We start from the raw sequence: 12,468 nt of genomic DNA on the forward strand, positions 1-12,468 counted from the left end.
ATGTGAATGCGGTGTTCTGGTCATGAAATGAAGTTGCCGGGCAGTTAGCCATCAAAGAATTAGATGCGACAACAATTCTGACACCGGGGGACAGCCTGGCGCTGGGCGGCTGGATTGACAGCGGCCACAGCGTGCTGATCACCGGCCCCACGGGCGCGGGCAAGTCCTGGCTGGCCTGCGCCCTGGCGCAGTACGCCTGCCGGCGTGGCCACTCGGCCCTGTACCAGCGTGTCCCCCGGCTTGCAGAAGAGCTGCGCATCCGCCACGGCAACGGCACGTTTGGCAAGTGGTTGGTGCAACTGGCCAAAACCGATGTGCTGCTGCTCGACGACTGGGGCATGACCGACCTGGACAGCCAGACCCGGGCCGATCTGCTGGAGATCATTGATGACCGGGCTGCCAACAAAGCGACCATCATCACCAGTCAGTTGCCCATTGAGCACTGGCATGCCTGGGTGGGAGATGCCACGATTGCCGATGCCATTCTGGACCGCGTAATGCAGCGAAACCACCGTTTCACCCTGACGGGCGAGTCTCTACGGCAAAAGCCAAAAGCCCAGCAAAAAGCCGATCAATCCGGACCCATCGTGACCGCTGCCCCTACAATTTAAGCGCGCAACACTTCACGCTGCGCGACCGGTCACGATCGACCGGAATCGTCGGTCACGATCGCCGGAATACGCACATGGGAGATACCCATGACTTGAGACAGCCGGGTGCAGGTACTTGATTTGGGTTCACTCATCAAAAATCCTATGTACATCGGCAAGGTGCATTTGGCTGTCGGCGGGCGGGTCGGACTTCTCATCAGCCAGTGAGTTTGACCACAAGCCAACCCTCCAGCCAACGTAATTCGCCCCGCTCATCAACGCGTAAGTCCTATGCATTAAAGATAAAAAAAGCAGGTACGGAAATTTTCCAATACCTGCTTTTTAGCGCTGCTTTAAGAGCAGCGCAGTCAGATTAAGATCGATTAAGGACGAACGACGATATCGTTGCGAACGCTCCTGACGTTGTTAACGCCACGGGCAATGTTTTCAGCCTGCATTTTTTCAGCAGTGGATTTTGCAAAACCCGACAGTTGTACGGTCCCATTGAGCGTTTCAACACTGATGGATGTTGCTGAGACGGTCTTGTCTTCAGCAAACTTTGCCTTGACCGACGTGGTGACGGCTGCGTCATCAACATAGGAGCCTGCAGTCTGCTGACCACGTCCCACAGAGCAGCCGCTTCCAATAATAGTAATGCCAGCCAAAGCTGCGAAGGCGATTGCGCGTGCGTATTTCATAGGGATTCCTCTTCGAGTTGATTTATTTAAGTCAGTGCAGAGTTAAAAGGCCTGTCGAACAACGGCACCACGCTTATCGACCGGCACCGGGAAATTTAAAGATCAAGCCAGTCTTTGAGTTCGTCAGCATGCTCTTCTTCATCTGCCAGAATATCTTCGAGCATTCTGCGTGTTGTAGGATCCTTGTCGGCCAGCAATGAGATCATCTGGCGGTAGGTTTCCACAGCAATCCGCTCTGCGATCAGATTGACCCTGACCATGGTTTTTAAATCATTGGATTCATCATAGTCTGCATGGCTGCGCTGCAGAAGGGTGGCAGGTGAAAAGTCAGGTTCACCACCCAACTGAACAATACGCTGTGCGATGCGGTCAGCATGCGCCGATTCTTCTTTCGCATGAACCATGAACTCTTCTGCGATGCGAGGTGACGCTAGACCGCTAGCCATGAAATGATGCCGCTTGTAGCGCAGAACACATACCAATTCGGTTGCCAAAGCATCGTTTAAAAGCTTGACAATGGCCTCGCGATGCGGTCCGTAAGCAGGAGTGATTGCGCCTTGATCAAGGCTGGATCTAACAGCCTGGAGTGCCGATTCGTCAATGCTCAGTTCGCTGGAGGAGTTTGTCGTTGTGGTCATAGAGTTTTATCAGTATTGCCGGAAGGGCGGGTAAGAGACGAAAGCATAGTGAACAGCGTGTTTGACAATCCCGAGGATTTCACCGTTGCCACCAGCAATGCGCTAGCAGACATCATGCGCCATGGTCTAACGATCACCAGTGCGGCCCCAGTTGCAGCAGAAATCCCAAGCAATTTGAAGGGATGGAGACTCGCATAATCCCTCAAGAAAGGGCTGGCCAGTTCTACTGCAGCGCTGGCTGGATGACGATGCCACCACATGCGCACCGCGTACTTTATTTTTTCCAGCAAATTGTGATCTGAGGACGCAACCTGCGTACCGTTTCGATTAACTTGATCAACATTGCTGTCAAGCCGCTCCTCGACATCCCGATGGTGCCTGTTCATATGCCTAACGATAGCCTTGCGACTGATGGCTAGGCGCTCTTGAGGTGTAAGTTCGATAGGGAGAGAGACCATGCCGGATTCTTTTGATGACGTAAATCAGGAAACAGTACGTAATGCTTGTGCATCGCTGTCGATCTGAGCTTTCAACTCTGGAAACCGCTCGCTTTTTAAAGGCTTTGTGGCAACCACTGAAGCAATAACGGCAAGTATTAGGGCCAGACCAGGAACCACAACTAGAACCCAATGAAACTGATTTAGCAAAAAACCAAGCATCAATGCTATTCCTGAAAGCGCAAGAAAAACAGCGAGCGCCAAAATTGCCACTATCCCTGCCACAGCTCTTACTACCAGATCAGAACCTGCGTTTGATGCTTCCCTGTGAAACAGCGATCCGTACGCAGACAGATGGTCCATGACCAGATCGGGCCTTTGCACAATCGTTGAAAAAAGAGGATGCAGCATATGTGAAGTTAGGGGGGCGTCAGTGGTAGGTTGGCTTGGACAAGAAGAAACTTTAATAGCGGTTGTGATTGCGTTGACGCGAAGTTGAAACCAGCAGTGCTACTGCGGCACCAACTGCTGCGGCGATTAACACCGATCGCATGGGTTGCTCCGAAACATAACGGGTTGTGGCATCTGCGGCATGTTTAAGTGATTTTTCAGCACGCTCTTTGGCTTCGGACGCCATGTCCAAACTCTGGCGGGCCATTTTTTGTGCCTTGGCGGCTAGCACTTCAACCATTGGATCAACGCTGCCGCGCAATTCGCGAACCTTGCTTTCAGCTCGGTCGAGCGCTTGATTGGCATGTTCGCGCGTGGCCTCAATAGCCTTACCTGCTGAATTCATCATGTCATCCGACGTTTTTTGCATTGCAGAAACCGAATCGCGAGTCATGTTGGAAGGGTTGTTTGTGTTCATGTCTTTTCCTTTGTAAATACATTATGAAAGAGGCGCTAGCAAGACGAGGCTTTGGAGCCGCTGTTCGTGTGGGCTAGTTTTTTCTGATCAAGCTTAGAACAAAACTTACGATTGCCATGATAGCGAACAGAAAGAAGAGAATTTTGGCAATTTCCACGGCACTAGCGGCAATCCCGCCGAATCCAAAAACTGCAGCGATCAGTGCGATCACCAAGAAGACAACGGAATAGTGCAGCATTTTTTTTCCCTGGTATTGGCTTGGCGCGTGAAAAGCGCTTTTTAAAAGTCTTGCAGTAGCTTCGCCTTAATGTCGGATTTTTCCCATCGGCTTGAGACTTAAACCCCTGTCAGAGTCTGGGTTAATAGCCTGTAGGAAAAGGATGACATTTTGTAACGTACTGCCCAGTTCATGGCTTCATGGCTTTCACGGCGTGTCCACCCACTACCTGGACAACTACCTGGGCTGGTTCCGCTGCCTGGACAGCCACCACGCCAGCTATCCAGAGGGCGTCCTGGCCATGGCCCTGGGGAAATTCCCACATTTAACGGTGACATGCCTTTAATTCAGACCACCACACCACACCACACCACACCACACCACACCACACCACACCACACCACATTCTGGCTCAAGCTCCTTGTCAACGCCTCTCGTAGCATCTACACCTAACTTCAGCAATTGCGGCGAACCCTTAAGGTAACTTTCTCATGCTTCCCTAATGGGATTTGGGCAGAATCGCACCGACCTGAGTGCCTCTGTTTGCAGCACTGGCTACGGTCAGTTTTCCGCCGGCAGCTTCCACCCGGTGACGCATGCCGGCGAGACCGTGACTTCCTGGGCCGATGCTTTCCAGTTTGAAGCCTTTGCCGTTGTCCTTCACATCCACCATGATGAAGTTGTCAAAGTTGTGCACACTGATCTCGACCCGGGTGGCATCGGCATATTTGGCAATGTTGGTCAAGGATTCCTGGACCAACCGGTAAACGGTCAATTGCGCTGCACCACCAAGCTCAACAATTTCCAAATCAGTGGTAATAGAAAGTCCAGACCTTTCCTCAAATTCACGCGCCAAAATTTCAAGTGAGGCCACCAGACCCAAATGGGATAGCGAAGAAGGTCGAAGATCTTCAACAATGCGTCTTTTCAATGCAATTCCAGTATTAAGTGTGCTGGTTAGATGCTCCAGTCGCTCCGAGGCTTCCGGCAGGTTGCCAGCAAGCCGGGATTTAAGGCGTGCCACATCGAGTTTGGCTGCCGTAAGCAGCGCGCCGAGTTCATCGTGGAGTTCTCGCGCCAGGTGGCCGCGTTCATCTTCACGCACGTTTTGCAGGTGGGTAGCCAGTTCAGCCAGACTTGCTGTTCGTTCCCTGACCTGTTTTTCGAGCAGGTCCCGCTCACGTTCAAGCGTCTCCTGTTCGCGTTGGCCTGAAACCAGCAGGGCCTTGTTTTGCATGAGATACATGTAAAAAGCTAGTAATCCGACAAGCGCAGTCGTGGCTATGCCTATGCGTGAAAGCTGTAGCGCTTTCCTGACTTGTGCCTGACCCTGTTCAATCTGCTGAATGCTGCTAGCGGACAATTTGTCTGATTGATTCCGGATGGCTTCCATTTCTTCCTTGCCCACGTCGGTAGTCAGCACAAACTTCCAGCCATCGTCATTTCCCTGCTTGCGCATGCGTACGCTTAGGTCCATTTCGGCCATCTTGCGTGACACGTGACGCGACAAAGTGTCGAAATCTCCAATCAGCGGAGGCTGCGAAACAAAAATCTGCTGCAAAACGTTGAGGTTCTCAGTAATATCTACTACGGCAACTCTGTACGGCTCCAGATAGCGTGTATCGCCAGTTAACAGGTACCCGCGCTGTCCGGTTTCTGCGTTCAGAACCTGACTCACCAGACCGGTAATGGCGCTACGCGTCTGCTGAGCCTTCTCCATATTGCTGACGGCCTTGGTTGATTGCTGGAAACTTGTTTCGTTGATGAAAATCATGAAGGCGGCCGCTAGAACGGCCAGGGGCAAGCTGATGGCGGTTTTCAACGCAGCAAATTTTTTCAAGACTAACTCCCGTTCGGTACTGGTGTGGATAACTCGTCAATAATGAGCAGTGATAATCAAGATAGCTGTTTTTGACTTGGCGCTTTTTTTTGCAGCATAGCCGGGTAGCACAGGTTTTATAGAAAGATAGTGACATGATAAAAATTGGAATTGTGGATGACCATGCCATTGTGCGTTCGGGACTGAAGCAGTTTTTTTCGGATCAAGTGGACTTGCGCGTCGTCGGCGAGGCGGCAAGTGGGCGTGAGGCGATTGATTTGGTTCGCAACGTTGAATTGGACATACTCGTCATGGATCTGTCCATGCCGGGTCAGAGCGGAATTGATGCGCTGGCCATGATTCGTGCGAAGGCACCCGATGTGGGCATCCTAATTTTGAGCGGCTATCCGGAAGAGCATTACGCTGTCAACCTGATTCGTCAGGGTGCTAGCGGCTACCTCAACAAAGAATGCGATCCTTCCGAGATTGTGGATGCCATTCGCGTGATTTCCTTGGGCAAGCGCTATATCACGGCAGCCGTGGCTGAGTTGCTTGCGCAACAACTGAACCGGCCAAAAGACGTTGCAGCGCACGAGCAACTGTCGGAAAGAGAATTTCAGGTTTTCCTCAAACTTGCCAAAGGAGAAACGGCTGGCGATATTGCCAAGGCCCTTTCGCTTAGCGTTAAAACGGTCAGCACTTACCGTACCCGCGTGATGGAAAAAATGAGTCTGGCTTCTAACAGTGACTTGACCTACTACGCCTTGAAAAACAAACTGATCGACTGAATGGTGATTACTGAAGACCTTGAATCATTGTTGATCCAACACAGGTCTGCCACCGAGGAACCCGGTTGTCTGTGAAGTCAGTGCTGTTGGAGATTCAGGCATAAAAAACTTGAAACTTCATGAAACCATTTTAGGCAACTTAGTTTTTTACATCAAAACTATTGCCTTGTTGCAGGCAATAGTCCACAAGTGCATCGATTTCATTGGATTTGTCAAATACAGCATCAACTCCGAGTTGCGCGCACCTTTGGCGAATATCGGCAGTGGCGTAATTGCTAAGAACAACCACTTTTTGTGTAGATGGGCGGTCTTGGCAAGCTGCGAGCACGCCCAAACCACTTCCTTGTTTTAAAAAAAGATCGACGATCGCCAGATCCCAATCTTTCCGGTTTGCGTTAAGCCAAGCCTTGCCATCGTTTTCGGTTTCAGCCGTTCCCACCGCAGTCACACAGGCAAGTTCCTCCAGTGTGCCAATCAGATTCTCACGAATGGTGGGGTTGTCTTCAACGATGTATGTTTTCAATCTCACGGCTCATATCCAGTTAACGTAGGCAGGACTTCGATGTGAGCTACAAAAGCCCGCAAGTGCGGCTAGCAAGAGCCGGAAATGCCAGTCTGTATTGTTTCTTAATGTATCTTCAATTTGATGCACGATTGTGCCAGCGGCATCTGTTCATATTTGTAGGGATTTTTCGACGATTGCGTGTCTAGATCATGTAGGCACCTGCCGACAGTATTTCATCGCATTAGCCGACTGCCCAAAACTCTGCATCAGGATGATAGTCAGGCCTTACATCCAAGTTTCATTGCGCCAGTTTTTTTCACGATTTTGTGCATTGTCAGCCATTGCCACCCGGACCTGTTATGTGGCTGTTTCCTTCACCAACGCATGAAAACTTCACTCAACAAATCTTCAACCCTGCGCTATTGGCTGGCCGGCTTAGGCATCGTCTTGACCATGCTGGTGTTGGTTATTTTCTTTTTTCCTTGGGATTCATTCCGTGGACCCATCAACCGCTATGTTTCAGATCAACTTGGTAGGCGTTTCGAAATTACCCGCCATCTTTCAGTCCGCTTGGGTCTTATCACCACAGTGAGCTTAGAAGGCATCGAAATTGAAAATCCTGAATGGGCCCGCAATCCCTATCTGCTCAAGGCCAATGCTGCGCAATTTGATGTAAGTCTGCTGCCGCTGGTGGTTGGAAAAGTCGTGCTGCCGAACATCAGGTTGAACGAGCCCCGGATAGCCTTGGAGGCGGAACCCGATGGGCGAAAAACATGGGCCTTTTCGCGGGATACGTCAAAGAAGGGAACGGCACCCCAAATCGGCTCTTTCATCGTGGATCGAGGAAGTGTCAACTATCTAGCCAAGGCTCAGGGCGCTGACCTTGATGCGCAGTTTGCATTGGCATCAGACTCTGGCAACGCTTTGCCTTTAAGTTTCAAGGTCACCGGGCGATGGAATGATGGCGCATTCACGGCCAATGGACGCACCGGTGGCGTTTTGCAACTCAGCAGGGACTCAAAAGTTTCCTTTCCCTTAGAAGTCAATGCCGTTGCCGGAAGAACCCGTCTCGCCGTCAAAGGCTCACTTGCCGATCTTGTCAACCTCGACGGCATCGATGCAACTTTTGACCTGCAGGGCGAAAATCTTGACGACCTGTACGGTTTGCTTGGCGTCGTGCTGCCTGCGACGCCGCCTTACAAGCTTCGTGGAAAGTTGGACAAGAGAGAAAAAATCTGGGCTGTTAGTCAGATTCAGGGACTGCTGGGCAAATCTGACCTCAGTGGCGCTTTGAGTTTTGACCAGTCTTCATCGGTTCCGCTGCTGACAGGCAAGGTGCAATCAAAAGTCATGGATTTCGCAGATCTGGCACCAGTTATTGGAATTGCGCCTTCTCGTGGTTCAACGTCGAAGCCAAATTCAGCCATCATTTCAAAAGGCAGCAAAGCAGCGCTTTCCGCTGCGAACAACCAATCTGTGTCAACAGGAGCAGCCCCTGGGAAGGTGTTGCCGCGTACGCCACTGGCTGTGCCCAGGCTCAATGCTATGAATGCCGATGTGACCTACGCTGCAGCCGATATCCTGCATGTCAAGGAGTTGCCGCTCGACAAAGGCTCCGTTCATGTCAAGCTGCAGGCTGGCGTTCTACAACTGGAGCCCATCACACTGGGCGTTGCTGGGGGATCAGTGGCTGGAACCATCCGCATTGATTCGACCGTTGTGCCAGCGGCCATCACTACCCGGCTGGATGTGCGTGCCCTGCAACTTAACCAGCTCTTTCCTGCCGTGGAAAGCACCAAGACCGCTTATGGCAAGTTCAGCGGGCAGTTCAACTTGAGGGGCCGCGGCAATTCGGTGGCGCAAATGCTGGGCTCAGCCTCGGGTGACGTGGCAATTCTCATGGGCAAAGGAGAGATCAGCAATATCCTGCTGGAGTTCATGGGCCTGGATGGCGGTGAGGTGATCAAGTTTTTGGTGCGTGGCGACAAAACGGTTCAGTTGCGATGTGCGGCAGCGGCTTTTGACGTGAAACAGGGCTTGATGACCAGCCGTGCCATTGTGCTCGACACCAGTGATACCCTCATCACAGGGCAGGGGCAGATCAGCCTGGCCAACGAAACACTTGATATCTTGTTCAAGCCACAACCCAAGGACATGAGCATTCTGAGCCTGCGTTCGCCGCTTCGGATTGGTGGGACATTTGCCAAAACGACAGCAGGACCGGAAGCTTCGGCCCTTGCAGGACGGGTTGGCATTGCGCTGGTCCTGGCTGCCATCAACCCTTTGCTGGCGCTGGCAGCAACGATTGAAACCGGGCCGGGTGAGGATGCCGACTGTGCCGCAGTACTGTCCAATGCTGCAAAAGCCACAGTCGCAAACGGCAAATAGGACAAAGAAAGGCAGCCGCTGCGGCTTATCGACCAAGTTGTTAACTGGTGACCCTAGCAGTGCCACAAACTGCACACCCCTCGCTGCGCACCAGCATCATCTGATGCCATTCCATGCTCCTGCCATCAAGCAGCAAGAGCCTGCCTGTCAAGACCCGGCCGATACCACATAACAACTTCAACGCCTCGGCTGCCTGCATGGCGCCCACAATACCTACCAGCGGGGCAAAAACGCCCATGGTGGCGCAGCTAATTTCTTCTGGCAGGTCTGATTCGGGAAAAATGCATTCGTAACAAGGGGATTCTGAAATTTGGGGGTTATACACTGTAATCTGGCCATCGAACCGAATGGCCGCGCCTGAAACGAGCGGCTTACGGTGCCCAACACAAGCCCGGTTGATTGCGTGCCGAGTCGCAAAGTTGTCGGTGCAGTCAAGCACCAGGTCTGCTTGCGGCACCAGGTGATTGAGGAGGACGTCATCCGCTCTTTGCACCACCGCGACGACTTCGACATCGGGATTCAGGGCCGCGACGGCTTGCACCACCGACACCGCCTTGAGTTCGCCGATTCGTGACACTGTGTGGGCAATCTGACGCTGGAGGTTGGTGACATCTACGCGGTCATCGTCAACCACAGTAATGCGGCCAACGCCAGCGCTACCGAGATAAAGCGCCACAGGCGAACCCAGTCCGCCCGCGCCAATCACCAGTACGTGGGAGGCAAGGAGTTTTTGTTGCCCCTCAATGCCTATCTCGTCAAGCAGAATATGCCGTGAGTAGCGAAGCAGCTGTTCGTCGTTCATGATGCAGGAAATTTCAAAAAAGGCAGCTGAATGGCACCGTATCGCATGGCATTCGCGAGCGAGGAATCGCAGGCAATGGCCTGTCTGAAGAACCTATAAAGCAAAGCCCGTCCGGAAACGAACGGGCTTTGCTTCTACCGGATGAGCCAGTAGTCTAATTTTCTTTTTTCTCATTTTTTGGTTCGACCACTGCGGTCTTGCTGACCAACACCGGACGCCCCTTGAGCTGGTTGATGGCTTGGGCCAACTGAAAGTCCTTGTCGCTGCCCAGCTCGGGTGGACGACGCTGCTCAGGCGTTTTCTTGGCTTCTTCCTCAAGACGCTTGAGTGCTTCCTCGCGGGCTTTTTCGCGGCCTGGATCCTTGACTTCAGCACCCTGACCACTGTTGAGGTGCTTTTCAAGGTCAGCCTCACGTGTGCGCAGCGCAGCAAAAGGACTGCCTTCTGCTGTTTCGTCGATCAGAACATCCGGCACAATGCCGCGCGCCTGGATTGATTTACCGCTTGGCGTGTAATAGCGCGCAGTTGTCAGCTTGATGCCGGTATCAGGGCCCAGTGGCCTTACCGTCTGCACCGAGCCCTTGCCGAAGGTCTGGTTGCCCATGACGGTGGCGCGCTTGTAATCCTGAAGGGCTCCAGCCACAATTTCGCTGGCCGAGGCAGAACCCTCATTCACCAGCACCACGAGCGGCACGGTCTTGAGGGCCGCAGGAAGCCGCTTGAGCGGATCAACCCCGCTGCGCCGCTGGTAGAACTCCGGGGAGGCCTTGTAAACTGACTTGCTTTCTGCCAGCTGGCCGTTGGTGGAAACAACGGTCACGTTTTCAGGCAAAAAGGCCGCCGACACGGCCACGGCAGCATCCAGAAGACCGCCTGGATCATTGCGCAGGTCCAGCACCAAGCCCTTGAGCTTGGGTTCCTGTTTGTAAATCTGTTCAATTTTGGTAACAAAATCTTCCACTGTCCGTTCCTGGAACTGGCTCAGTCGAATCCAGGCATAGCCCGGCTCAATCACTTTGCTTCGCACTGACTGGGTACGAATTTCCTCACGCGTAATGCTGACCGGAAAGGTGCGGCTTTCATCTTTGCGAAAGATCGTCAACAGCACCTTGGTCTGCGGCTCGCCTCGCATTTTCTTGACGGCATCGTTCAGGCTCAGACCTTTTACCGCCGTGTCGTCGATGCGGGTGATGAGGTCGTTCGGCTTGAGACCGGCGCGGTCGGCAGGAGAGCCTTCAATCGGCGACACCACCTTGACCAGCCCGTCTTCCTGGGCGATTTCGATGCCCACTCCCACGAAGCGGCCCGAAGTACCTTCGCGAAATTCCTTGTAAGACTTTTTGTCGAAATACACCGAATGCGGATCAAGGCTGGCAACCATGCCCGAGATGGCATCGGTGATCAGTTTTTTTTCATCCACTGGCTCGACATAATCTGTCTTAACCATGCCGAAGACAGCTGCCAGTTGCTGCAATTCTTCAAGGGGTAGTGGCGCCATGCCCGCGCGCGCGACTGCCTGCAGTTGCACCGTGGTGAGGGCGCCTGCCACCACGCCGATTGAAATCCATCCGGCAATTTTTAGCTTCTGACCCATGTGATTTTCCTAAGCCTGTTGAAGGAGCCTGCGCTCCTTTTTTGTGAGAAGCAATATACACCTTGGATGCATGCGCTGCCCTGCAGTTCCGTGAACGGCAGGGCAATGACAACTAAATGTAGGGAAAAATGCGCCTTTTGCAAGGGGCTGTCTGCATCATTGCAGACATCAGGCGCCATGGGCCTGGCAAGGGCATTGACAGCTTTGCTTCCTCGCTAGCCGGCAGTCTGTCATCACGTCTGTCAGTCGGCGTCCTATGCCGAAACGGCCTTGCCTTGTGCCGCAACGGCGGCGGCGGCTTTGGCGGCGGCTTCGCTGTCGCCCAGGTAATAGCTGCGAATCGGCTTGAGGTTCTCGTCCAACTCATAAACCAGCGGAATGCCGTTGGGAATGTTCAGGCCCACGATGTCGCTATCGGAAATATTGTCGAGGTATTTCACCAGCGCGCGAATCGAGTTGCCGTGCGCAGCCACCACCAGGCGCTTGCCGGCCTTGATGGCAGGCGCCATGGCTTCGTTCCAGAAGGGCAGCACGCGCTCGACCGTGTCCTTGAGGCATTCGGTCAGCGGCACCTGACCGGGCAGGAGCTTGGCGTAACGCCGGTCGCCGTGCTCGCTTCGGGCATCGTTTGCCGCCAACGGCGGCGGCGGCGTGTCGTAGCTGCGGCGCCAGACCAGCACCTGCTCGTCGCCAAACTTCTTGGCGGTTTCAGCCTTGTTCAGGCCTTGCAGGTCGCCGTAATGGCGCTCGTTCAGACGCCAACTGTGCACCACAGGCAACCAGGTCTGGTCCATTTCGTCGAGCACATGCCACAGGGTGCGGGTGGCGCGCTTGAGGACGCTGGTATGGGCCACGTCGAATTCGTATCCTTCGGCCTTGAGCAACTGGCCGGCATTCTTGGCCTGCGCGATCCCGGTCTCGGTGAGGTCGACATCGGTCCAGCCGGTAAACCGGTTGTCCAGGTTCCAGGTTGATTCGCCGTGGCGGATGAGCACAAGTTTGTACATGGTGGTGAAGTTTCGGAAGAAATGAAAGGCAGAAAGGTGGAATTTAAAAGCCGGCCTTTGGGCGAACTTTTACCCATTCTAAAATCACCCTTTGAGTGAAAAATATACAAAGGGTTT

Annotated in this window: 13 protein-coding genes and 3 pseudogenes; 4 read left to right on the forward strand and 12 right to left on the reverse strand. The window is 53.2% G+C overall.

All coding sequences use genetic code 11. The features are described 5' to 3' along the window. Nucleotides 1-41: 41 nt before the first annotated feature. Nucleotides 42-611, forward strand: a pseudogene (locus tag IWX85_RS14700) (ATP-binding protein); the annotation flags it as partial. A 74-nt stretch (nucleotides 612-685) separates the two neighbouring features. Here IWX85_RS14700 and IWX85_RS14705 read toward each other — a convergent pair. From IWX85_RS14705 to IWX85_RS14735, 7 genes and pseudogenes are all read right to left on the reverse strand, one after another. Beyond that, nucleotides 686-808 (reverse strand): annotated as a pseudogene (locus IWX85_RS14705) (IS701 family transposase); the annotation flags it as partial. Between the two features lie 165 nt (nucleotides 809-973). Next, entirely contained in the window at nucleotides 974-1,288 is a 315-nt protein-coding gene (locus IWX85_RS14710) for a BON domain-containing protein (protein WP_036805730.1), read from the reverse strand. Between the two features lie 95 nt (nucleotides 1,289-1,383). Next, nucleotides 1,384-1,926: a bacterioferritin gene (locus tag IWX85_RS14715; protein WP_036805727.1), complete on the reverse strand. Its 543-nt coding sequence runs from the start codon at nucleotides 1,924-1,926 to the stop codon at nucleotides 1,384-1,386. Further along, entirely contained in the window at nucleotides 1,923-2,384 is a 462-nt protein-coding gene (locus IWX85_RS14720; protein ID WP_036805724.1) for a hypothetical protein, read from the reverse strand. The genes IWX85_RS14715 and IWX85_RS14720 overlap by 4 nt, the downstream gene beginning before the upstream one ends. A gap of 24 nt (nucleotides 2,385-2,408) precedes the next feature. Then, nucleotides 2,409-2,774 carry a phage holin family protein gene (locus tag IWX85_RS14725; protein ID WP_081932417.1) on the reverse strand — a complete coding sequence of 122 codons (366 nt, stop codon included), beginning with the start codon at nucleotides 2,772-2,774 and terminating at the stop codon, nucleotides 2,409-2,411. A gap of 52 nt (nucleotides 2,775-2,826) precedes the next feature. Next, complete coding sequence (locus IWX85_RS14730) at nucleotides 2,827-3,231, reverse strand: DUF883 family protein (RefSeq protein ID WP_081932416.1); 405 nt, start codon at nucleotides 3,229-3,231, stop codon at nucleotides 2,827-2,829. A 73-nt stretch (nucleotides 3,232-3,304) separates the two neighbouring features. Continuing rightward, nucleotides 3,305-3,469, reverse strand: coding sequence for a DUF1328 domain-containing protein (locus IWX85_RS14735; RefSeq protein WP_036805718.1), 165 nt, complete (start codon nucleotides 3,467-3,469; stop codon nucleotides 3,305-3,307). A 172-nt stretch (nucleotides 3,470-3,641) separates the two neighbouring features. Here IWX85_RS14735 and IWX85_RS14740 point away from each other — a divergent pair. After that, nucleotides 3,642-3,794: pseudogene (locus tag IWX85_RS14740) on the forward strand (IS1595 family transposase); the annotation flags it as partial. Nucleotides 3,795-3,947: 153 nt separating this feature from the next. Here IWX85_RS14740 and IWX85_RS14745 read toward each other — a convergent pair. Beyond that, nucleotides 3,948-5,288, reverse strand: coding sequence for a CHASE3 domain-containing protein (locus tag IWX85_RS14745; protein WP_036805715.1), 1,341 nt, complete (start codon nucleotides 5,286-5,288; stop codon nucleotides 3,948-3,950). 134 nt (nucleotides 5,289-5,422) lie between these two features. Between IWX85_RS14745 and IWX85_RS14750 the strand changes: the two genes are divergently transcribed. Continuing rightward, nucleotides 5,423-6,055 (forward strand): response regulator transcription factor, encoded by a 633-nt coding sequence (locus IWX85_RS14750; protein WP_011800333.1) that lies wholly within the window; start codon nucleotides 5,423-5,425, stop codon nucleotides 6,053-6,055. Nucleotides 6,056-6,194: 139 nt separating this feature from the next. Here IWX85_RS14750 and IWX85_RS14755 read toward each other — a convergent pair whose 3' ends face one another. After that, on the reverse strand, nucleotides 6,195-6,584 hold the full coding sequence (locus tag IWX85_RS14755; protein ID WP_196870231.1) for a response regulator: 390 nt from the start codon (nucleotides 6,582-6,584) through the stop codon (nucleotides 6,195-6,197). A 360-nt stretch (nucleotides 6,585-6,944) separates the two neighbouring features. Here IWX85_RS14755 and IWX85_RS14760 point away from each other — a divergent pair, with 360 nt between their 5' ends. After that, nucleotides 6,945-8,948 carry an AsmA family protein gene (locus IWX85_RS14760; protein WP_196870232.1) on the forward strand — a complete coding sequence of 668 codons (2,004 nt, stop codon included), beginning with the start codon at nucleotides 6,945-6,947 and terminating at the stop codon, nucleotides 8,946-8,948. 40 nt (nucleotides 8,949-8,988) lie between these two features. Here IWX85_RS14760 and IWX85_RS14765 read toward each other — a convergent pair whose 3' ends face one another. From IWX85_RS14765 to gpmA, 3 genes are all read right to left on the reverse strand, one after another. Further along, nucleotides 8,989-9,750: a HesA/MoeB/ThiF family protein gene (locus IWX85_RS14765; protein WP_036805706.1), complete on the reverse strand. Its 762-nt coding sequence runs from the start codon at nucleotides 9,748-9,750 to the stop codon at nucleotides 8,989-8,991. A gap of 154 nt (nucleotides 9,751-9,904) precedes the next feature. Beyond that, nucleotides 9,905-11,344: a S41 family peptidase gene (locus IWX85_RS14770; RefSeq protein WP_036805703.1), complete on the reverse strand. Its 1,440-nt coding sequence runs from the start codon at nucleotides 11,342-11,344 to the stop codon at nucleotides 9,905-9,907. 254 nt (nucleotides 11,345-11,598) lie between these two features. Next, complete coding sequence (gene gpmA, locus IWX85_RS14775) at nucleotides 11,599-12,351, reverse strand: 2,3-diphosphoglycerate-dependent phosphoglycerate mutase (protein ID WP_036805699.1); 753 nt, start codon at nucleotides 12,349-12,351, stop codon at nucleotides 11,599-11,601. Between the last annotated feature and the right edge of the window lie 117 nt (nucleotides 12,352-12,468).

It is taken from the genome of Polaromonas sp. CG_9.11 (assembly GCF_015752225.1).
Lineage (GTDB): Bacteria > Pseudomonadota > Gammaproteobacteria > Burkholderiales > Burkholderiaceae_C > Polaromonas.